Source organism: Bacillus sp. Root131 (assembly GCF_001429475.1).
Lineage (GTDB): Bacteria > Bacillota > Bacilli > Bacillales > Bacillaceae_G > Bacillus_A > Bacillus_A thuringiensis_S.
In genome coordinates, this window is the sequence record NZ_LMJQ01000001.1 from 908,602 (window position 1) to 930,612 (window position 22,011).

Consider the following 22,011-nt stretch of genomic DNA (forward strand, 5'->3'; position numbering starts at 1 on the left):
TCATAACTAGAAAAGGGAACTCATATAGAGTTCCCTTTTCTAATTAGTGTGTGAGTTATAAATAGATAGTAAGACAATACAATATTACATTTAAATATTAAGAATTACAATGGGAAATTATGGGTTTAAATTAAAGGGATTATAATTATTTCAATGGAAGTAGATATGATACGGTTTTCATTATGCAAGTTTGTTACATATATTTACTCTTTAATAATGGGTATCGAACATAATTTACAAAATAATACATATAATGTTTTTGAATAAATATTTAACGTGGATAATTAGTAAAAAGCTGAGCATTTGATTGGAAAGGATGTTCTTTTTAGTATGAAAATTTTAGGATAAAGAATGAATCGCTTTAAACGCGTCATTTACCATATCAATAAATTAAGGTGGAGAGAATATATGAAAGTAATCTTTCAGGGAGAGGGCGGCGCGAAAATTTTTGAGTCATATGATGAAAATATAAGTGATTTATTAGCAATATTAAAAGAAACGAAAGGGATTAAAATAGGGATGGTTGAGTATAAAGTGTTAAAGTACGAACTTAATTATTTTCGTCATCCGAAAAAATCGGATACAGAGAGAGAGTTACATATAATAGTACAACCTATGTATATGTAATAAAATATAATAATAAAAATCACTGATTCAGTTTTGCAAAGTTTCATAGAGTATGTAAGAAAAGAGAGTGTTGTAAATGTTCTCTTTTCTTATGCTTTGTGAGTTCGTTCATCATAGTATATGTTTTCAGTTATAGATGGTTAATAAACGAAAAAATTTAAAACTTTTTTGTTTGGGTAGGGATTTTATATATGAATAAATATACTATGAAGTATTTTTTATACGAATATTGGAGGAGTATAAAATGAGTTTAGCTAGTTACATAGGCTGTAATGTAGAAATTCCGTTAACGGTTCCAGATTCTAATGATGTAATTGTTTTTGGACCGTGTTTTTCAGATGAAAGTATGCTTGAAATTGTACAAGAGTATCAATTCCAAACAAATTTCACATATGAGGTTTCAACTAGTTGGGGAATTGAACTTGTCGAGTGGCAAAACGTAAAGGAAAAAAAGAAGCGAAAGAAAAACTTTTAACTTTATGCAAGATTATGGAAGGCTATTTGGAAGATGGAGACTATTTCGAATTATTTAGTTGTTGGGTTGGTGATGAAGGTAAGGAACGAGTAGGGGAATTGAAATTAAAAATAAATCATTTTAATATAGATGAATTATGTATTCCAGAAAGAACATTAGTTAGGATAGAAAAATAAAATTTGAAATATTTTTTAGAAAAAGGCGATTTCACTTTGTGTGAAGTCGCTTTTTAGTTGTTATATGTATTTCATTTTACATAAGAAATGAGAAGTTTATTTGATAAAGGAAAAAGAAAGTATAGAGGTAAATAAAATTGTGTTTTTTGTTAAAAAATAATAAGTATGGCTCTTCTCAAAAGAACGTAAGTTCGTGTATAATAAGAACTAATGTTCCTTAGAGGGATAACCTAATTATAATTTAGAAGTAAATCCGAGTTTAGTGAGTATTAAAAATAACTAAGGGATAGTATGACTAAATAAATGTATAAATGATCAAGGAGATAAAAAATGAACGATGTAAAGATACAAAAAGAAGAAAGAGAGTGGGTTCCGTTTACAGTAATATCGGAACAACTTTTAAATATGAGAAAGATTATTGGAGAGAAATTAAAAGTACAAAAACCGCTTTTAACAAATGAAGCAAAAGAGAGAATTTCTGATAAATTATTAAATTCATTACTGTCTGAGAAAGAAATATTGGTAACATATTTTGAAGATGGCTACATATTAACAAGCTACATGACAGTTGTACATATTAATCCGGTAAAACAAATTGTAATTTGCACAGACGCCTTTTATAAAACTTACGTATTTAACGCTATGGATATTATTGAAATAACGTAAAAGAAGCTGAATATTAAATGGCAGCTTCTTTTATTTCTGATTTATGAAATAAATAATACAAGAAAAAGCAGCTAGCTTCGTGCTAGCTGCTGAGCCCCAGGGAAAGGGAGAAAAAGATAGGGTACTCCAAAATCAACAAGAGCTGTCAAACAGCCTGATTATAGTATAGACAAATTAAAATTTTCTATACAGAAAGTTAAACATAAGATTAGGCTGTACCCACTTGGTTTTGATCTGCAAGGTCAGAATCAAATGTATTGGTCGCGCTAACACCGCTAAAAGTATTAACAACAAAACCAACGTTTGATGCGCCGGAGCCATTATAAGCTTTCGTATTTTCTTTCGGAGAAACGTTGTAGAAATCACCTAAGTTAAATGAACCATTACTATTTTGTACAACTAAATTTCCTACAACTGATGGCATAATTTTCACCTGCTTTATAATAAGTTGTTAACATTACTATATGGAGTTATAGTCCAGATGGTTCATACAATAAAAATTGTGGGATAGTAAAACGTTTGGAGCATGGATTTCAATAAAAGTGTGTTAAAATTAATATAATAAAGTTGAGTATTTTTTTGAAAAATTTATATAATTAATATATATGAAAATAAAGGAGGCAAAATGTAATGAAAGATATTATGAAAAAAGTTGATTTAACAGATGCCAAATCAAGTAATCTTGTTGCACTAATTTATAGTAATGAAGTTATATTAGTTGAAGACGCATTTTGTCCAAATGAAATAAAATTAAAGTTTAATGAAATTGCAATTTTATCTGCAATTAAAACAGCTCATATTGCGAAAGTTTCTATTAGGAAAGAACTTGAAGCGCTTTTTCATGATACGGGTGTTATATTAGTGAAACAAAATGTTGATTATGGTAGTAGTCAATCTATTACCATGCATTTTGAGCAATTTAAAAAATTGCAATATGAGATTGAACATTTAAATAAAAGTATGTCATAAGGCAGCTAAATAAAGGTTCTATCATAAAGGTGGAATGTGTTGTGTTGAAAAAGTGGTTTAAAAATTATTTGGGTGAATCGCATTGTAAACATAAATATATTTTTATTAAGATGCAGGATAATGAGGATTTTAAAAAAAAGTACATTAGGTGTAGTTTATATTTACCAGTGTGAGAAATGTGGAAAAGAGAAGTTGAAATGTAAAAACAATAATGAAATAAACAATGAATTTTTAGATAGGTAGCAAAAAGTAACCATGATGGTTACTTTTTTTGTTTATGTATGCAATATCAAAACTATTACTAAAGTATGAGTTGAGTTGATACTATAGTAAATGGCTGAATAAAAATGAAGAGAGTAATATATAGGGAAGGAGGATGAGCGAAATGAAGAGAAAAGAAATTGGTAAGTCTGTAATTATTACAGGTGTGACACAAGGGTTAGGACGTGCGATGGTTGATCGATTTCATGAATTAGGGTGGAACATATATGGTTGTGGACGCTCAAAAGATAAAATTGAAGAACTAAAAAAACAGTACAGTAAAATACATGATTTCCAAGTAATTGATATTTCAGATTCTCAGCAAGTTAACAATTGGGCAAATTATATACTTAATAGACATAAGGCTCCCAATCTGATAATAAATAATGCATCGATTGTAAATCAAAATGCACAACTTTGGAAAATTACGGCTCAAGAATTTGAAAATGTAATGAATGTAAACGTGAATGGTGTAGTAAATGTAATAAGAGCGTTTGTTCCAGCAATGGTAGTTAGGAAAGAAGGGATTATCATTAATATGAGTTCTAGTTGGGGAAGAGAAGGTGAGGCTGAGCTTGCGCCATATTGTGCCTCGAAATTTGCTATTGAAGGTATCACTAAATCTATGGCCCTGGAATTACCCTATGGCATGGCTGTAGTTGCTTTAGATCCTGGAGGGAGTATTAGTACTCCAATGCTGAAGTCATGTGCTCCACAATATATAAATGAATCACCTACACCTGAAACTTGGTCACATAAAGCAATTCAATATATATTGAATATAACAATAGATAAAAATGGAGATTCGTTGACATGTCCAGCATGCATATAAAAAAGCACCTTTAAGGTGCTTTTTTATATTGGTAGTACATTATATCATTCACAAAATCACATATGAAAAATAAAATAAACGATTAAGGGTGAGATTTGTTTGTTTTGAAAGCTTTAGAAAATATTTAAATAGGTGATAAAAATGAATCCACGCGGTTTAAAAGTGACAGGGGCATGGTTTCAAGTGGGAGGGAACCTTACAGCTGCTATTGGGACGACAAGAGGATTTATTGGAGAAGAGAAAGTTGAATCGGACCTTGTTATTGTAGGGAGCTCATTACAAGCCCTCGGGTATATATTACAAATCATTGCGAGCAAGTATGATGACGGGGAAGAAAAAAGAGAAAATCAAAATATAGGCTTAGAGAATCAAAGTAAATTACTTGATAAAATAGGAATTGAGTTATTAGCATTAGGGAATATATCAAATGTAATAGGAACATATTTTAATATAAATGAACAATTGAAAGAAAATGATTTTCTTATTATTATAGGGAACAGTTTACAATCAATCGGTGCTTTTTTAGGAGTAGAAGCAGCTTTGATGGATATAAATGTACTACAGAAAATTATTATACTAGGTAACTCCATGCAAAGTTTAGGAGCTGGATTACAAGCGTATCAAGGCGTTTCAAATTTATTGAAAGATGAGAGAGAAAATGAAGATAGTATTTTTGATAAGAAGGATGAGAGAATAATTGCACTCATTGGTATTTGGATACAAGCGCTTGGAACGTTAATTTCTGCAATTGGAGTAACTGCAATAGAGGAAGAAAATAGGCTAGCAAACAATGAAAAGTCTGAAATACTTATATAAGTAGAAGGAGAGACATTGATTTTAGAGGCAAGTTAAGATTAAAATAGTAGTAGGTTTCTTTGCGTATATTTTGAAAAGTGATATATAAAATACAAAATAAGGAGTTTTCAAGGGATGATGTATTTATTAGCAATTTTTCTTCCGCCTGTTGCTGTATTATTTTGTGGAAAACCAATTCAGGCAATAATAAATTTCATATTAACACTAATATTTTGGGTTCCAGGAGTTATACATGCAATTCTTGTAGTGCATGATAAAAAAGCTGATCGGCGTTTGAAAAAACAAATTCAAGCATATGATGAAATTAATAAGAGGAATCGAAGGTAATTTATCTGTAAAATATTTTTTAAAAAAAGGAGGATTAACCTCCTTTTTTTAGTGGGTGTTAAGTTTAAATTTTTGTGTGGCGGAAAGAATTTTTAATGTAAGTTTTATGATAATAACTTTTAGATTGTGCATGTAATAGGCCAGTATAGATACTTTCTGGTACATTAAAGAAATCGTACATACCATTCTTTAATTGGATTCGCAAAATCATAGAAAAAGGATTGTAGCCAACAGCAACTATATTTTTTGAAATCACGGGAGATAGCTTCATCATTACGCAACTCCTCACTTTTCATTTTTAATAATTTCTTGTAGATGTTGAGGTTATGAAGTTGAAATCCTTATAATTTAAGAGGTATTATACTTATATGCAATATATTAAATGTTTGTTATACGTAATTATAAGGAAGTTCACACGAAGTACATATCGTTGTGCTATTTTTATTTCACCTTTGATTTATAAATAAGAAAATATTGACCATTTGAAAAAAAGGTATATTATTTATACGAGGTATTAAAAATTCACTTTTTACATTCTATGCTTAAAGGGGCAGCGTTATTAGGAAAAATAGAAGTGAAAATAGTTTGTATAAGAAGTATTCTAAAAAATATAATCTGTGAATTGGGAAAATATTGAATGCTCCAGGTCAATATACTTTCTTAATCAAATTCATTTTAGAAAGTGACCTCAATATTTTTAAGTAAATCAACGGGAGAATTGAAAGGCAGGAGAAAGTAACATGTCAGAAAATTATCGTTCTCGAGAGGAACGACGACAAGTTAAAAAGAAAAAACAGCCAGCGTCTAAAACACAAAAACCAAAAGGTAAAACATCATTCTTTCGCAAGTTTTTAATTACTTGTTTATTACTTGGTATTGTTGGTTTAGTGGCGGGGGTTGCTACCTTTTTTGTAATGATTAAGGATGCACCAAAACTTGAGAAAGCAAAACTTGTTAATCCGTTATCCTCAAAAATTTATGATAAAAACGGGGATTTGGTATATGAATATGGAAAAGAAAAAAGGACGAATGTTACGTATGAGCAAATACCTAAATTAGTAGAAAATGCATTTTTAGCGACAGAAGATTCACGTTTTTATGAGCATAGCGGAGTAGATTTTAAAGGTACTGCCCGTGCTGTTCTAGTAAGTCTTAAAGGAGATTATGGTTCTCAAGGTGGAAGTACGATAACACAGCAAGTTATTAAAAACTACTTCTTATCAATGGACAAAACACCAAAGCGTAAGGCACAAGAAATATATTTAGCTTATAAGCTAGAACAACAGTATTCAAAACATGAGATATTAGAGATGTACTTAAATAAAATTAACTTAGGAAACCGTTCATATGGGATCGCAACAGCAGCACAAAACTACTATGGTAAAGAATTGAAGGACTTAACATTACCAGAAGTTGCGATGCTTGCAGGTTTACCGAAAGCACCGAATAACTATGATCCAACGAAAAAAGAAAATGTTCAAAAAGCAACAGAAAGAAGAAATGTTGTTCTAAACTTAATGAATCGACATGGATATATAACAAAACAGGAAATGGAAGAAGCATCAAAAGTTGACGTAGAAAAGGGACTCAAGCCTGCAACTCAACTACAAACAATGCCATATCCTGCATTTATGGATGCAGTTGTGAAAGAAGTAGAAAAAGAATTGCCAGATGCTAATATAGGTTCTGACGGTTTAGAAATTTATACAACGTTAGATCCGAAAGCACAGAAACTTGCTGATAATATTTTAAATAATAATATCATTGATTATCCGAACGATAAATTCCAAGGTGCATTTACATTTATGGATACCAAAACAGGAGAAGTTCGTGCTATAGGTAGTGGCCGTGGAGAAAATAAAGCTGTATTTAAAGGGCACAATATGGCAATTGAATTAGATCGTGCAGCTGGTTCAACGATGAAGCCGATTTTCGACTACGCTCCTGCAATTGAATATTTAAAATGGGCTACGTACCATCAAATTGATGACTCTCCATTTAAGTATTCAACGGGACAAGAAGTACGAAATTCAGATAGAAGTCACATGGGTCCAATTACAATGCGTGTAGCATTAGAAAAGTCACGAAATATCCCAGCAATTAAGACTGCGAAAGAAGTCGGAATTAATAAATCAAAAGACTTCTCTGAGAAATTAGGCATTACATTTAATGCAGCACCGACTGAATCAACAGCGATTGGTACAAATGAAGTATCACCAACTGAAATAGCGGGCGCTTATGCGGCATTTGGTAATGATGGTAAATATACGAAACCGCATTTTGTTAAGAAAGTCGTTTATCCAGATGGTAAGTCACAAAGTTTTGGACAAAAACCAAAACAAGTTATGACAGATTCTACAGCATATATGATTACAGATATGCTTCGTTCTGTAGTTAGATCAGGTACTGGTACATCTGCAAATGTAGCATCTTTAGATGTAGCTGGAAAAACGGGTACGACAAACTACTCATCAAAACAATTAGCTCAATATAAAATTCCAGAAAGTGCAACTCGTGATAGTTGGTTTGCTGGATATACACCGCAATATACGATGGCAGTATGGACTGGGTATATGAAAGATGGCAAAGACGAGTATATTAGTAGTAAAAATACGAAAATTGCACAGTTGATCTTTAAAGAAATGATGAGCGAAATGGCTACAGATAAATCACGCTTTAAAATGCCAAGTAGCGTCATTCAAGAAGGTAGTGAGCTACGTATAAAAGGTGAAAAACGTGATTCATCGCCAAATACTAGCGTACCGGATACAACGGAGCAACCAAAACAAGATCAACAGCAAAAAACTGAAGAAGAGAAAAAGCAAGAAGAATTAAAGAAACAAGAAGAACTGAAAAAACAAGAAGAACAAAAGAAACAAGAGGAACTTAAGAAGCAAGAAGAACAAAAGAAACTAGAAGAGCAAAAGAAACAAGAAGAAGAAAAGAAACAAAATGAACAAAATAACGGAGGAGGCCAAGGAACGACACCTCCAGCGAATAACGGAGGAGGCCAAGGAACGGCACCTCCAGCGAATAACGGAGGAGGTCAAGGAACGGCACCTCCAGCGAATAACGGAGGAAACCAAGGAACGACACCTCCAGCAAATAGCGGAGGAGGCCAAGGAACGGCACCTCCAGCGAATAATGATGGAAGTCAAGGAACTCCAACCCCACCTGCAACAGTACAACCAAATAATGGTGGAAATGCAGGAGAGGTTCCTGCCAATAATGGACAATAAGAAAAATTTATAGAAAAGTTTTCAAAAAAGCACTTAAGATTTGTGGGAATTTACAATCTTAAGTGCTTTTTTCATTTTGCTATAGAAAATTTTATGTTAAGGGCCGGATAGAAGAAAAAGAGTGAATGTAGTTTATGTGAAATGTAACGTAAAGAGAGAAATGATTGTACGTATGGGTTATTCCGGAAAGGGACTAACTGTAATGGATTACATAAAGCATTAAATAAGTGGGAATTATATTCAAGTCTTTAATAAATGTCTTTCTTTAACGGTTACTTTCGTTTGGAAAACAATAAAAAAGTCGAATTTCTTATTTAAGAAATTCGACTTTTTATGTTGAAACTGGATTAAAGGTTCGCTTTATTAAGATGTAGGGTAATACAGTGATAGCTATTAAATGTTAAACGTACCATAAAAATTTTGGAAATAAATTGAAGGGAAATGATAAAAGACTTGAGTCGGAGGTAGTGGAGGATAACTATGGCTATAAATGGTAGTACTACTTGGGTGTGCACCATGATGCCAAAATGAGGGGGTAACTTGACCGGGAATTTGATATTGTTGCCAAGTTGCGGGAAGTTCAATTCCTACATCGGAGCTAGCTGTATGAACTGCAGGAACATGTATCCCAGGAGTCGAAGGAACTACGGCAGTTACTCTTAATGATACCCACATAAAATATTCACTCCTAAGTTGTGTTAATAAATTAGTATATTCTTTTCACACGTATAAAGGTACATATATAGGACTTTCGTTTAAAACATGCGTACAAAGTCTTAAGACTAATGTAAGCTGATGGTGGACTATTTAATATGAAAAGATACGTCTATTTGCGGAGGGAAAAGAGATCAATAAAATGTACAATGAGGTTGTTAATCGTAATATTTTACGAGTGTATGGAGGTATTTTTATGGAACGATTATGGACGAAATCATTTATTAAAATGACTTTCGCAATGTTATTTTTATTTACAGGATTTTATTTACTTGTTCCAACGCTACCGCTCTTTATTAAAGAGATAGGTGGCAATGAATCGCAAGTTGGACTCATGATGGGGATGTTTACGATAGCTGCTGTAGTAATACGACCGATTATTGGAGGAATGCTAGATCAATATGGTAGAAGATCCTTTATTATTTTCGGACTTATCTTTTTTGGATTAACGATGTATTCCTATAATATAGCATCGACTATTGTCCTTTTAGCTGTTTTACGTGTTATTCACGGAGTAACATGGGCTGTTTCTACAACAGCTGTTGGAACAGCAATAACTGATATTATTCCAGATTCACGCCGTGGAGAAGGAATGGGCTGGTACGGGATGGCGATGACAATTGCAATGGCCATCGGACCTATGATTGGATTATGGGTTGTGCAAAATTATTCATTTAATGGTCTATTTTTATTAGCGACGTTGTTATCTTTTATGGCAGTCGTATTATCACTAATAACGAAGATGCCATTTACGCTACAAAAAGAAAAAGGAAAAATTCAGCTATTTGAGAAATCCGTATTAACAATCACGATTGTAGTATTCTTTTTATCGTTTGCATATGGAGGAATAACAACCTTTTTACCGTTATTTGCATCATCAATTCATGTAAATCCGGGAACTTTCTTTCTTGTATATGCAATTGCATTAACAATTGTAAGACCAATTTCAGGGAAACTATTAGATAAGTGTGGAGAAGTATTCATCATACTCCCAGCATTATGTATTACTATTTTAGCTATAGTTGTTTTAACTATTTCAAATGGTTTGATAGGTGTAATTATCGCAGCAACATTATACGGTATTGGATTTGGTTCAGCGCAGCCAGCTTTGCAAGCGGCAATGCTTACAATTGTCGATCCGAGTAAAAGAGGAGTTGCAAATGCTTCATTTTTTACAGCGTTTGATTTAGGAATCGGGTTAGGTGCTATTGTACTTGGAGTTGTTTCACAAATGTTTGGTTATCGTATTTTATTTTCAGGGAGTGCAATTTCAGCATTGATAGCCTTAATTATTTTCGTCTTCTTTGTAAAACAACGATTAGGAAAAAAAGAGTTTGTGTAAACTGGAGGAATAAAGATGGAAATTTCAATTGATCGTAAAGCTCTGCAATGGTTCCAGGAAGAATTACGTATAAAGCACGGTGAATCTGTACGTTTTACTGTAAGGTACGGAGGGGATAGTTCAATTCAGCCCGGATATTCTTTAGGGGTTGTTGCTGAGAAACCAGATGGAGAAATAGTGTCAGTTGAGAAGGAAGGTATTATATTTTTTGTAGATTGTGATGATCTTTGGTATTTTCAAAACTATGATTTATTTGTAAGTTATCATGAGGAAATGGAAGAAATTCAATTTAATTATGTAAAATAATAACTTTATTAAAAATGAATAAGTTTTATATAAAAATTATATTTAAGAGATAGTGAAATAAATATCATATAGTAACGAGCTGTATTTATGTATAGCTCGTTTTTTTTATTTCTCAAATAAAATTAGAATAATTGTATATTTGGCGGTGTTATATGAAAAATCTTTATATCTTGTTTTTTAAAATACGCAAAGAAGTCTATTCTTTCTTTATAAAACATAAGAATTATTTTCAAAAAATTGTATTGTTACAGTAAGAAAAGTGTAGGAAACTTATCATTATAAAATAAATTGAAATCTTCTAAAAACTCTGATACATTGAAGTAGAAATGTAGTTTCACAATATTGTAAAGGCTTACAGTTATGTGCACGAAGATCTATTAGGATTGGAGGAAATAATGATGAAAGCTGAAGAAAAATTTTCCCCGGGATTAGATGGTATAGTGGCAGCGGAGACGAAAATTTCGTTTCTTGACACAGTAAAAGGTGAAATTGTAATTCAAGGGTATGACTTAATCGAACTCTCAAAAACAAAAGAGTATTTAGACATTGTGCACCTTTTATTGGAGGAACACCTACCGAATGAAGATGAAAAAGCAACACTTGAAAAGAAACTAAAAGAAGAATATGCAGTACCAGAAGGTGTATTCAACGTACTAAAGGCATTGCCTAAAGAGACGCATCCCATGGATGGATTACGTACAGGTGTGTCAGCGTTAGCTGGTTACGATAATGATATCGAAAACCGCTCGTTAGAAGTGAATAAAAGCCGAGGGTACAAGCTGTTAAGTAAAGTGCCAAACATTGTAGCGAATAGCTATCATATTTTAAATAATGAGGAGCCAATTGAACCTCTTAAAGAATTATCTTATAGTGCGAATTTCTTCTATATGTTAACTGGTAAAAAACCAACTGAACTTGAGGAAAAGATCTTTGATCGTTCCCTTGTTTTATATAGTGAGCATGAAATGCCAAACTCTACATTTACAGCTCGCGTTATTGCATCAACACAATCAGATTTATACGGTGCTTTAACAGGTGCAGTTGCATCTTTAAAAGGAAGTTTACATGGCGGTGCAAATGAAGCGGTTATGTACATGCTTTTAGAAGCTGGTAATGTTGAGAAATTTGAAGAGTTATTACAGAAGAAACTATATAACAAAGAAAAAATTATGGGCTTTGGACACCGTGTTTATATGAAGAAGATGGATCCAAGAGCACTTATGATGAAGGAAGCTTTAAAACAGTTATGTGATGTAAAAGGTGATTATACACTATATGAAATGTGTGAAGCTGGAGAAAAGATTATGGAAAAAGAAAAAGGAATTTATCCAAATCTTGATTATTATGCAGCTCCAGTATATTGGATGCTAGGTATTCCAATTCAACTTTATACACCAATCTTCTTTAGCTCTAGAACAGTGGGGTTATGTGCGCACGTTATTGAGCAACATGCAAATAATCGTTTGTTCCGTCCACGTGTAAATTATATTGGCGAGCGACATGTACTTAGTAAATAAGAACAACTGGGGAGTTGTTAGCGCCGCCCGCCAGATGGGTGTTTGACCGACACCCATCATTAATAATAACGAATTTTCGACAGAAAGGGAAGGATAGCATGATTAAAACAAATGAAATTAAGCAAAAAGATGCATTATTAGAAGAGATTACCGATTATGTATTAAATAAAGAGGTTACTAGTGCAGAAGCATTCAGTACAGCTCGTTACGTATTACTTGATACACTTGGATGTGGAATTTTAGCACTGCAATATCCAGAATGTACGAAATTACTAGGACCAGTTGTGCCAGGAACAATCGTGCCAAATGGTACACGTGTACCAGGTACGTCTTATGTACTAGATCCAGTAAAAGGTGCATTTAATATCGGATGTATGATCCGTTGGTTAGACTATAACGATACTTGGCTTGCAGCAGAGTGGGGACATCCATCTGATAACCTAGGCGGAATTTTAGCGGTTGCAGATTATATTAGCCGTGTTCGTATTTCAGAAGGAAAAGAAGCTTTAAAAGTACGTGAAGTATTAGAAATGATGATTAAAGCACATGAGATTCAAGGCGTGCTCGCTTTAGAAAACAGCTTAAACAGAGTTGGTCTTGACCATGTATTATATGTAAAAGTAGCAACAACTGCAGTAGTTGCGAAAATGCTTGGCGGAACACGTGAAGAAATCTTTAATGCATTATCACATGCGTGGATTGATAATTCTAGTCTTCGTACATATCGTCATGCTCCAAATACGGGCTCACGTAAATCATGGGCTGCAGGTGACGCAACGAGCCGCGGTGTTCATCTTGCAATGACTGCTCTAAAAGGTGAAATGGGTTATCCAACGGCCCTATCTGCACCAGGATGGGGATTCCAAGATGTATTATTCAATAAACAGGAATTAAAATTAGCAAGACCACTAGAGTCATATGTAATGGAAAATGTATTATTTAAAGTGTCATATCCAGCAGAATTCCATGCACAAACGGCTGCAGAATGTGCAGTGAAGTTGCATCCGGAAATTAAAGAGAGATTAGATGAAATTGACCGTATTACAATTACAACTCATGAATCAGCAATTCGTATTATTGATAAAGAAGGTCCATTAAATAACCCAGCTGATCGTGATCATTGCTTACAATACATTACGGCAATTGGTTTATTAAAAGGAGATATCGTTGCAGACGATTATGAAGATGCAGTAGCAAACGATCCACGTGTAGATGAATTACGTAATAAGATGGTTGTTGTTGAAAACAAACAGTACAGTTTAGATTACCTTGACCCGAACAAGCGCTCAATCGCCAACGCTGTTCAAGTTCACTTTAAAGATGGCACAGTAACAGAAAATGTGGAATGTGAATATCCACTTGGTCACCGTTTCCGTAGAGACGAAGCAATCCCAAAAGTTGTTCAAAAGTTCACTGCAAATATGGCAGGTCATTATTCTAGTAAGCAACAAGAACAAATTCATGAAGTTTGTTTAAATGAAGAAAAACTAGAAAATATGAATGTAAACGAATTTGTAGATCTATTCTTAATTTAATAATAGGGGGAATTTAGAATGGCTTGGGTTGTGAAAAAGCAGTCAACACAAGAGGAGCTTGCGAATCGATTCCGAGCTTTAGTAGAAGCAAATGAAATTTTGCAAATTCCAGGTGCTCATGATGCAATGGCGGCTTTAGTTGCAAAAAATACAGGTTTTTCAGCTCTTTATTTATCCGGAGCTGCTTATACTGCAAGTAAAGGGTTACCAGATTTAGGTATCGTGACGTCTACTGAAGTGGCTGAGAGAGCAAGAGATTTAGTAAGAGCTACAGACTTACCTGTTCTTGTTGACATTGATACAGGATTTGGTGGTGTACTAAATGTAGCGAGAACAGCTGTAGAAATGATGGAAGCGAAAGTAGCAGCTGTCCAAATTGAAGATCAGCAATTACCAAAAAAATGTGGACATTTAAATGGTAAGAAACTTGTTACTACAGAAGAATTGGTTCAAAAAATTAAAGCAATTAAAGAAGTTGCACCGAGCTTATACATTGTAGCACGTACTGATGCTCGCGGCGTTGAAGGATTAGATGAAGCAATTGAAAGAGCAAATGCATATGTAAAAGCCGGTGCAGATGCAATTTTCCCTGAAGCGCTTCAATCAGAGGAAGAATTCCGTCTATTTAATAGTAAGGTAAATGCACCTTTACTTGCGAATATGACTGAATTCGGAAAAACTCCATATTATAGTGCAGAGGAATTTGCGAATATGGGCTTTCAAATGGTTATTTATCCTGTAACTTCACTTCGCGTTGCAGCGAAAGCGTATGAAAATGTGTTTACTTTGATTAAAGAAACAGGTTCTCAAAAAGATGCACTTTCTAATATGCAAACGAGAAGTGAATTATACGAAACAATTTCATATCATGACTTTGAAGAGTTAGATACTGGTATTGCAAAAACAGTATTATCAGAAGATCAATAGATAAAGCAGTGAAGGCGATGAAAATACATCTTTGGCAAAATAAAATGCTTGATGTGAAAAATCATCGCCTTCTATTTTCAAAAAAAGATATTCCACTCATCGTAGACGAGCATAAGCAAAAAGCTATGAAAGCCGAATGATAGGGGGATACATATGGAGAAAACGAAGTTACCATGGGATGAATTTTTTTCACTCAATAAAGATATAAATCATACTTACTTTACACCAGAAGATTTTTCAGGTGATGAAGATTTAATCGCAAAAACGACAGAACAATTCGTTAAACAAGAAATTGTTCCACAAATGGAGAATATTGAACAACATAACTATAAAGTTTCTCGTCAATTATTTGAGAAAGCTGGGGAACTTGGATTATTAGGCATTGAGGTACCAGAAGATTATGGCGGGTTCGAGTTAGGAAAGGCTGTCTCAGGTCTTGTAGCAGAGAAAATGGGTTACGCTGGTGCATTTAGCGTTTCATTTAATATACACGCTGGTGTCGGTACATTGCCTTACATATATTACGGAACGAAAGAACAGAAAGAAAAATATTTACCAAAAATCGCATCGGGAGAATGGATTGGGGCTTATGCTTTAACTGAGCCAAATGCTGGTTCGGATGCATTAAGTGCAAAAACGAGCGCAGTATTGAATGAAGAGGGAACAGCTTGGAAGTTAAATGGTGAGAAGCAATGGATTACAAATGCTCATATGGCAGATGTATACGTTGTTTTTGCAAAGACAAATAAAGGAATGACAGCATTTATTGTCGAAAGAACATGTGAAGGTGTATCCATTGGGTTAGAAGAAAAGAAAATGGGTATTAAAGGTTCTTCAACGGCGACTCTTATTTTAGAAGATGTTGTCATCCCTGTTGAAAATGTTTTAGGGGAAGTTGGGAAAGGGCATCACGTAGCTCTTAATATTCTTAACTTTGCTAGACTTAAACTTGCTTTTGGAAATATTGGAACAGCAAAACAAGCAATTGGTTTGTCGGTTCAATATGGAAAAGAGCGAAAACAGTTCCAAACGGAATTAGTAGACTTTACGATGATTCAAGAGAAAATTGCAAATATGATTATTGCTACATATGGAGCCGAAAGTGCAGCTTACCGTACAGCAGGTGTAATTGATGAAGCAATTCATGAGAGCGATGAAGATCTTATGAAAAAAATGTCTCAATTTGCAATTGAATGTGCACTAAATAAAGTAAATGCTTCTGAAACACTTGCTTATATTGTAGATGAAGCTGTACAAATTCATGGTGGTTACGGTTATATGCAAGAGTACGAGGTAGAACGATTGTATCGTGATGCTAGAATTAGTCGTATTTTTGAAGGAACGAACGAAATTAATAGATTAACAGTTGCCAAAATGTTAATGAAGCAAATCGAACAATTAGAAGATACTGAAGTAGAAAGTGATGTAGCAAATGTCGAAAGAAACCATCGTTACATTTTATTAGCGAAAAAATTGTTGAAACAATCTTTGAAAACGCTCTCTAAAACTCCAAGTCTAAAAATCGACCAAGAACAAGAATATTCACGTGTAATATCAAATATGTTGACGGACGTGTACGTCATGGAATCAGCGTTTTTACGTACGAGAAAAGCAGTAAGTAAAAATGGTGAGGAAAAAGAACGTACGAAGCAACAAATAACGGATGTTATTTGTGAAGAAGGATATCGTAAAGTAGAAGAAGCGGCGATTTCTGTACTTTCAGCGGCTGTCACAGAAGAAAAAGATAGACATGTGATTTTAGCTGAAATCCGTCAATTATTAGTACCTTTATACACGAACGTATTTATGAAGAAGAGAGAAATTGCGAAAGCTATTATAAATCGTGGGAAATATATTGTGTAAATAGGAGGAAAGCGATATGAAAAAGATTGGTTTTATCGGTTTAGGTAACATGGGTCTTCCGATGTCAAAAAATCTAGTTAAATCAGGTTACACAGTATATGGCGTGGACTTAAATAAAGAGGCAGAAGCGTCCTTTGAAAAAGAAGGCGGAATTATCGGTCTATCAATCTTAAAACTAGCAGAAACATGTGATGTAGTTTTTACAAGTTTACCTTCACCTCGTGCTGTTGAAGCGGTATATTTTGGAGCAGAAGGATTATTTGAAAATGGTCACTCGAATGTAGTTTTCATTGATACAAGTACGGTATCGCCGCAGTTAAACAAACAATTAGAGGAAGCTGCAAAGGAAAAGAAAGTAGACTTTTTAGCAGCACCTGTGAGTGGTGGAGTAATCGGAGCCGAAAACCGTACATTAACGTTTATGGTTGGTGGATCAAAAGAGGTATATGAGAAAACGGAATCTATCATGGGCGTACTAGGCGCGAATATTTTCCACGTTAGTGAGCAGATTGATAGTGGTACAACTGTTAAGTTAATTAATAACTTATTAATTGGTTTTTATACAGCTGGAGTGAGTGAAGCTTTAACATTAGCGAAAAAGAACAATATGGATTTAGATAAAATGTTTGATATTTTAAATGTAAGTTACGGTCAAAGTAGAATTTATGAACGTAATTTTAAAAGTTTTATAGCACCTGAAAACTACGAGCCAGGATTTACTGTGAACTTATTGAAGAAAGATTTAGGATTTGCAGTTGACTTAGCTAAGGAAAGCGAACTCCATTTACCGGTAAGCGAAATGTTATTAAACGTATATGACGAAGCTAGTCAAGCTGGATATGGTGAAAACGATATGGCTGCTTTATATAAGAAAGTTAGCGAGCAATTAATTTCTAATCAAAAATAAATTATACAAAGGAGAGAATACAATGATTACAACTGAAATTAAACGAGTAAAAAATCACATTAACGGTGAGTGGGTTGAATCGACAGGTACGGAAGTAGAAGCAGTTCCAAATCCAGCGACTGGAAAAATTATCGCTTACGTTCCACTATCTCCAAAAGAAGATGTTGAAAAAGCTGTTGAAGCGGCAAAAGCAGCATTCGAAACGTGGTCTAAAGTACCAGTTCCGAATCGTTCAAGAAATTTATATAAATATTTACAGCTATTACAAGAAAACAAAGATGAGCTTGCGAAAATCATTACGCTAGAGAATGGTAAGACGCTAACGGATGCAACAGGTGAAGTACAGCGTGGTATTGAAGCAGTGGAACTTGCAACATCGGCACCTAATTTAATGATGGGTCAAGCGCTGCCGAATATTGCTAGTGGAATTGATGGATCAATTTGGCGCTACCCAATCGGAGTTGTTGCTGGTATTACGCCGTTTAACTTCCCAATGATGATTCCGTTATGGATGTTCCCACTTGCAATTGCTTGCGGTAATACATTCGTATTAAAAACATCGGAAAGAACGCCACTTTTAGCGGAGCGACTTGTAGAATTATTCTATGAAGCAGGTTTCCCAAAAGGCGTATTAAATTTAGTACAAGGCGGAAAAGATGTTGTAAATAGCATTTTAGAAAATAAAGATATTCAAGCTGTTTCGTTCGTCGGTTCTGAGCCAGTAGCTCGTTACGTATATGAAACAGGTACGAAACACGGAAAACGTGTACAAGCGTTAGCGGGTGCAAAAAACCATGCGATTGTAATGCCAGATTGCAATCTTGAGAAAACAGTACAAGGTGTAATTGGATCTGCATTTGCAAGTAGTGGAGAGCGCTGCATGGCATGCTCAGTAGTAGCAGTAGTGGATGAAATTGCTGATGAATTCATTGATGTATTAGTAGCAGAAACGAAAAAATTAAAAGTAGGCGATGGCTTTAACGAAGATAACTATGTTGGACCATTAATTCGTGAATCTCATAAAGAGCGTGTTTTAGGCTATATTAATAGTGGTGTAGCAGATGGGGCAACTTTATTAGTAGATGGCCGTAAAATTAATGAAGAAGTTGGAGAAGGTTATTTTGTAGGTGCGACAATCTTTGATGGCGTGAATCAAGAAATGAAAATTTGGCAAGATGAAATTTTTGCTCCAGTATTAAGCATTGTACGTGTTAAAGATTTAGAAGAAGGTATTAAACTAACAAATCAATCTAAATTTGCAAATGGTGCGGTTATTTATACGTCAAATGGTAAACATGCACAAACATTCCGTGATAACATCGATGCTGGTATGATTGGTGTAAATGTAAATGTTCCAGCACCAATGGCATTCTTCGCATTTGCAGGAAATAAAGCTTCATTCTTTGGTGATTTAGGTACAAATGGTACAGATGGCGTTCAATTCTATACACGTAAAAAAGTTGTAACTGAGCGATGGTTTTAATAAAGAGTAGACTGTCAAATTAGTTGTGAAATGAAAAACACCACTATTAATAGTGGTGTTTTTCGTTTTTATCAATTACTTTTTTCAAAAGCTAGTTTAACACCAAATCCAATTAGGACGATTCCTGTTAGCCCTTGAATATAACGTTGCGTTTTCGGTTTTTTCATAAAAGCACTAATTTTATCAATTAAAAATATATAAAACGCAAACCAAAAGGCGGTTAAAACGAGGTAAGTAAGGCCCATTACAAGAAGTTGAATAAATGTATTATGATTTGGATTTAAAAATTGCGGTAAAAAAGTTAAAAAGAAGACTGCTATCTTAGGATTTAATAAATTCGTTAGAAATCTTTGGCGAAAGCAAGAAGTATGTTTGTTTTCATTATTTAAAGATATATCATTTGTATCTACGCCTTCTTTATTTCTTACTGCTAAAAGGGCTTTAATACCGATATATATTAAATAGAGAGCCCCAACGTACTTGAAAATAGAAAATAAAAGAGCTGACTTTACAATAAGTGCAGAAAGACCAATTACAGCAGCTAAAGTATGAATTAATAGCGCGATACATGTACCGAACACTGTTTTTACTCCACCGACTTTACCGGCAATCAATGTATTTTTCGTAGCCATTGCTGTATCTGGACCAGGTAAAATGATAAGACAAATAGACATAATGATGAAAAGAAGATAATTTTCTATCATAGCCGTCCCTCCTTTTTATTTTTAGAATATTTGATTAAAATTAGTGTAGCACAAAAGTGGATTTAATAAAATTAAATCTTATTAAAAATCATTAAATAAAAAGGCTATATAGTAGCTGTAATTACACTACTATATAGCCTCGATTTTATCCAGCTATTTGCGGGTAGTAAGATTTCCACCGCACAAGATTTAGCTGAAGCAAAGAAGTTAGGTGGGGGATGAACAAAACACCCACGCATTACAGTTTCATTTTATGCATTAAGTAAGTTAAAGAAACGATTCACATCTTCTTCTGAAACGTCACTTAACTGTTTATATTTATAATTCGGATTTTGATCTTTATCAACGACAACGGAGCGTACTCCTTCGAAGAAATCTTCATGTCTCATGAAATTTTTAGCAAGTATAAGGTCCGTAGCGAAGCATTCTTCAACGGATTTATCTTGTCCATCAATAAACTGTTTTAAGGTTACTTTTAGTGAAATAGGGGATTTTGATAACAGTGTTTCTTTTGTTTTTAGAGCAAAGGAACTTTCATCTTTCTCCAATGAATGGATGATTTCTTCAATTGTATCGAAAGCAAAATGTGAATTGATTGCTTCTAATGAAGGAGTCAGCTCGCTTTCTAAGTTTGGAGCAGTTGCAAATGTACGAATAACTTCTTTTAAATTAGTATGTACATCATCTTCTTTATGCCAATTTACACTTTCAAGTTCAGTAAGAAACTCTGGTAATGAATCAGATGTCATAAAGTAATCAGCAGCATTAATAAATAATACGTCAGAAGCTTTTAAAATAGATGCTGTTAAAGCAACGAAGCGTCCTGTATATCCAGGTGCTTTATTTAAGAAATATGCAGCTCCGACGTCTGGGAAGAAGCCGATATTCATCTCTGGCATTGCCCATTTCGTACGCTCAGTTACAATGCGATACTTCGCACCATTTGTAAGACCGACACCACCGCCCATTACAATTCCATCTAAACAAGCAATAATCGGTTTTGTATATTGATAAATATATGTATCAATTTCATACTCTTCTTCAAAAAAACGTTCTGCATGTTGCAATGCCACTTCATTGGAACGCGCTTCATAAAGAGTTTTAATGTCGCCGCCTGCACAAAAACCTTTTGTGCCAGCACCTTTTAACACGATAAGTGCAATACGCTCATCGTGTTCCCACTCTTTAAGTTTTTGTCCGATAGGTTGTAACATGTCATAAGATAAAGAATTAAGTGCTTTTGGACGGTTTAAAGTAATTGTTGCAACGCCGTTTTCACTAATAGAAAATAAAACGTGTTCAGTCATAATGCATCCTCCCTTACATATCTTCTTATTCTTAATTCTTGATATGTACTGAAATGTCCTTTATAAATTTTGTCAAAAGTTGACGGTAAATATTAATTTGGTCACCGCATATTTTGACGAGTTATCTTTGCAGGATTTCAGAGACTAAGGGGGAATATTACAACATTACTGTAAGTGTAATTATTTGAAGTTATAATAATAAAAGCGCTATTATATAGGTGTGAATTGTTCATTATCAATTCTAAAAAGAGTGTTTGAAGAAAAAATGAATCGTACAATTGTAATAAAAAACTTTACACTGAATTAGAAATAGAGAAAGGAGAAATCGGAATGCCAGGACCTTTACTATTGTCGGTTATTATTTTGTCTTTTTTAATGATAGGAATAACGCAGTATTTTCATCATACAGATACGACAGAAGAAGTGAAGGATAAAGTACGTCTCGTATTTCCGATTTTTATAATATCTATTTCATTCTGTATTTTATTAAATAAAGATGGGTACATTGTCGCAGTGTTCTCATTTTTCGTCGCAATCGTTTTAATTACCGTTTTATATTATGTAATGAAAGACTTTATACAAAAATAAAGATGTCACAATAGACATTTTTATTTTGGGGAAAATATAAAATTTCACATACCGTATTTTATATAAAATACATAAAACATATAACAATAGAAAAGTGTGTACTTTGCTGTGTATGTACTTGTCAATCTTGCATAGCCACTATACTATTAAAATGTAGAGATTATAAAAAGGGGTTGTATCTATCATGAAATTTGAGATGCACACAAAAATTATTTCAAATGAAAAAGAAGTAAGATTACATATTGAAGAAAATATATTTCAATTAATATTGGATGGTTATCACTTATTTACAATTCAAGAAATATTGCCTTTATATAAATCAAATGAAGAAAGAATTGGAAGTGCAACGATATTGAAGCTAGAGTGGGAGAACGGAAAAACTACAATAAACTATCAACTCGTTTCACTAAAATCAGTAAATTAAAAGGAG

The 22,011-nt window shown here is 33.7% G+C and carries 25 protein-coding genes and 1 pseudogene; 21 read left to right on the forward strand and 5 right to left on the reverse strand.

Going from position 1 to position 22,011, the window contains the following annotated elements; all coding sequences use genetic code 11:
• The first annotated feature begins 408 nt into the window (after positions 1 to 408).
• The 4 genes from ASE54_RS04635 (at position 409) to ASE54_RS04645 (ending at position 1,944) form a co-directional block, all read left to right on the forward strand.
• A complete protein-coding gene (locus ASE54_RS04635) occupies positions 409 to 627 on the forward strand; it encodes a hypothetical protein (RefSeq protein ID WP_000864273.1) in 219 nt (72 codons plus the stop codon).
• A gap of 244 nt (positions 628 to 871) precedes the next feature.
• Positions 872 to 1,102 (forward strand): hypothetical protein, encoded by a 231-nt coding sequence (locus ASE54_RS36690; protein WP_014895236.1) that lies wholly within the window; start codon positions 872 to 874, stop codon positions 1,100 to 1,102.
• On the forward strand, positions 1,057 to 1,278 hold the full coding sequence (locus tag ASE54_RS36695) for a hypothetical protein (protein ID WP_003264217.1): 222 nt from the start codon (positions 1,057 to 1,059) through the stop codon (positions 1,276 to 1,278). Before ASE54_RS36690 ends, ASE54_RS36695 begins: the two co-directional genes overlap by 46 nt.
• Positions 1,279 to 1,608: 330 nt before the next feature.
• On the forward strand, positions 1,609 to 1,944 hold the full coding sequence (locus ASE54_RS04645; protein WP_002082834.1) for a YolD-like family protein: 336 nt from the start codon (positions 1,609 to 1,611) through the stop codon (positions 1,942 to 1,944).
• Between the two features lie 208 nt (positions 1,945 to 2,152).
• Here ASE54_RS04645 and gerPF read toward each other — a convergent pair whose 3' ends face one another.
• Positions 2,153 to 2,368 (reverse strand): spore germination protein GerPF, encoded by a 216-nt coding sequence (gene gerPF / locus ASE54_RS04650; protein ID WP_001141569.1) that lies wholly within the window; start codon positions 2,366 to 2,368, stop codon positions 2,153 to 2,155.
• 206 nt (positions 2,369 to 2,574) lie between these two features.
• Between gerPF and ASE54_RS04655 the strand changes: the two genes are divergently transcribed.
• The 5 genes and pseudogenes from ASE54_RS04655 (at position 2,575) to ASE54_RS04675 (ending at position 5,149) form a co-directional block, all read left to right on the forward strand.
• Positions 2,575 to 2,913 (forward strand): hypothetical protein, encoded by a 339-nt coding sequence (locus tag ASE54_RS04655; protein WP_000651908.1) that lies wholly within the window; start codon positions 2,575 to 2,577, stop codon positions 2,911 to 2,913.
• A 41-nt stretch (positions 2,914 to 2,954) separates the two neighbouring features.
• Positions 2,955 to 3,156: pseudogene (locus ASE54_RS37510) on the forward strand (hypothetical protein).
• Between the two features lie 142 nt (positions 3,157 to 3,298).
• Complete coding sequence (locus ASE54_RS04665; RefSeq protein ID WP_000823053.1) at positions 3,299 to 4,006, forward strand: SDR family oxidoreductase; 708 nt, start codon at positions 3,299 to 3,301, stop codon at positions 4,004 to 4,006.
• Between the two features lie 141 nt (positions 4,007 to 4,147).
• The gene (locus ASE54_RS04670; RefSeq protein ID WP_001069566.1) at positions 4,148 to 4,822 is read left to right on the forward strand and encodes a hypothetical protein; all 675 of its coding nucleotides are present in this window, start codon (positions 4,148 to 4,150) and stop codon (positions 4,820 to 4,822) included.
• 114 nt (positions 4,823 to 4,936) lie between these two features.
• A complete protein-coding gene (locus tag ASE54_RS04675) occupies positions 4,937 to 5,149 on the forward strand; it encodes a YqaE/Pmp3 family membrane protein (protein WP_000990219.1) in 213 nt (70 codons plus the stop codon).
• 64 nt (positions 5,150 to 5,213) lie between these two features.
• Here ASE54_RS04675 and ASE54_RS04680 read toward each other — a convergent pair whose 3' ends face one another.
• A complete protein-coding gene (locus ASE54_RS04680; protein ID WP_000977080.1) occupies positions 5,214 to 5,423 on the reverse strand; it encodes a KTSC domain-containing protein in 210 nt (69 codons plus the stop codon).
• A gap of 466 nt (positions 5,424 to 5,889) precedes the next feature.
• On the opposite strand from ASE54_RS04680, the gene ASE54_RS04685 reads away from it, so the two are divergent.
• Positions 5,890 to 8,388 (forward strand): PBP1A family penicillin-binding protein, encoded by a 2,499-nt coding sequence (locus ASE54_RS04685; RefSeq protein WP_001293952.1) that lies wholly within the window; start codon positions 5,890 to 5,892, stop codon positions 8,386 to 8,388.
• 393 nt (positions 8,389 to 8,781) lie between these two features.
• On the opposite strand, the gene ASE54_RS04690 is transcribed toward ASE54_RS04685, so the two are convergent.
• On the reverse strand, positions 8,782 to 9,063 hold the full coding sequence (locus ASE54_RS04690; protein ID WP_000270162.1) for a hypothetical protein: 282 nt from the start codon (positions 9,061 to 9,063) through the stop codon (positions 8,782 to 8,784).
• Positions 9,064 to 9,298: 235 nt separating this feature from the next.
• Between ASE54_RS04690 and ASE54_RS04695 the strand changes: the two genes are divergently transcribed.
• The 9 genes from ASE54_RS04695 (at position 9,299) to ASE54_RS04730 (ending at position 18,982) form a co-directional block, all read left to right on the forward strand.
• Positions 9,299 to 10,444 (forward strand): MFS transporter, encoded by a 1,146-nt coding sequence (locus ASE54_RS04695; protein ID WP_000440639.1) that lies wholly within the window; start codon positions 9,299 to 9,301, stop codon positions 10,442 to 10,444.
• Between the two features lie 15 nt (positions 10,445 to 10,459).
• Complete coding sequence (locus tag ASE54_RS04700; RefSeq protein WP_000406140.1) at positions 10,460 to 10,750, forward strand: iron-sulfur cluster biosynthesis family protein; 291 nt, start codon at positions 10,460 to 10,462, stop codon at positions 10,748 to 10,750.
• Between the two features lie 395 nt (positions 10,751 to 11,145).
• Entirely contained in the window at positions 11,146 to 12,267 is a 1,122-nt protein-coding gene (mmgD, locus tag ASE54_RS04705) for a citrate synthase (protein WP_001987369.1), read from the forward strand.
• A gap of 98 nt (positions 12,268 to 12,365) precedes the next feature.
• Complete coding sequence (gene prpD, locus ASE54_RS04710) at positions 12,366 to 13,802, forward strand: 2-methylcitrate dehydratase (protein ID WP_000598123.1); 1,437 nt, start codon at positions 12,366 to 12,368, stop codon at positions 13,800 to 13,802.
• Between the two features lie 18 nt (positions 13,803 to 13,820).
• Positions 13,821 to 14,729, forward strand: coding sequence for a methylisocitrate lyase (gene prpB / locus ASE54_RS04715; RefSeq protein ID WP_000312638.1), 909 nt, complete (start codon positions 13,821 to 13,823; stop codon positions 14,727 to 14,729).
• Positions 14,730 to 14,746: 17 nt separating this feature from the next.
• On the forward strand, positions 14,747 to 14,869 hold the full coding sequence (locus tag ASE54_RS37355) for a hypothetical protein (protein ID WP_000690878.1): 123 nt from the start codon (positions 14,747 to 14,749) through the stop codon (positions 14,867 to 14,869).
• 13 nt (positions 14,870 to 14,882) lie between these two features.
• On the forward strand, positions 14,883 to 16,592 hold the full coding sequence (locus ASE54_RS04720) for an acyl-CoA dehydrogenase family protein (RefSeq protein ID WP_000416004.1): 1,710 nt from the start codon (positions 14,883 to 14,885) through the stop codon (positions 16,590 to 16,592).
• A 16-nt stretch (positions 16,593 to 16,608) separates the two neighbouring features.
• Positions 16,609 to 17,499: an NAD(P)-dependent oxidoreductase gene (locus tag ASE54_RS04725; RefSeq protein ID WP_000719402.1), complete on the forward strand. Its 891-nt coding sequence runs from the start codon at positions 16,609 to 16,611 to the stop codon at positions 17,497 to 17,499.
• A gap of 22 nt (positions 17,500 to 17,521) precedes the next feature.
• Entirely contained in the window at positions 17,522 to 18,982 is a 1,461-nt protein-coding gene (locus tag ASE54_RS04730) for a CoA-acylating methylmalonate-semialdehyde dehydrogenase (RefSeq protein WP_000633339.1), read from the forward strand.
• Between the two features lie 71 nt (positions 18,983 to 19,053).
• Here the strand turns inward: ASE54_RS04730 and ASE54_RS04735 are convergent, their stop codons facing one another.
• Both ASE54_RS04735 and ASE54_RS04740 read right to left on the reverse strand, forming a co-directional pair.
• Complete coding sequence (locus ASE54_RS04735; protein WP_000572347.1) at positions 19,054 to 19,686, reverse strand: LysE family translocator; 633 nt, start codon at positions 19,684 to 19,686, stop codon at positions 19,054 to 19,056.
• Between the two features lie 251 nt (positions 19,687 to 19,937).
• Positions 19,938 to 20,993 (reverse strand): enoyl-CoA hydratase/isomerase family protein, encoded by a 1,056-nt coding sequence (locus ASE54_RS04740; protein WP_000134894.1) that lies wholly within the window; start codon positions 20,991 to 20,993, stop codon positions 19,938 to 19,940.
• A 330-nt stretch (positions 20,994 to 21,323) separates the two neighbouring features.
• Here ASE54_RS04740 and ASE54_RS04745 point away from each other — a divergent pair, with 330 nt between their 5' ends.
• Positions 21,324 to 21,581 carry a hypothetical protein gene (locus ASE54_RS04745; protein WP_001119404.1) on the forward strand — a complete coding sequence of 86 codons (258 nt, stop codon included), beginning with the start codon at positions 21,324 to 21,326 and terminating at the stop codon, positions 21,579 to 21,581.
• A 184-nt stretch (positions 21,582 to 21,765) separates the two neighbouring features.
• Positions 21,766 to 22,005 (forward strand): DUF2584 family protein, encoded by a 240-nt coding sequence (locus tag ASE54_RS04750; protein WP_000667344.1) that lies wholly within the window; start codon positions 21,766 to 21,768, stop codon positions 22,003 to 22,005.
• Positions 22,006 to 22,011 lie beyond the last annotated feature (6 nt).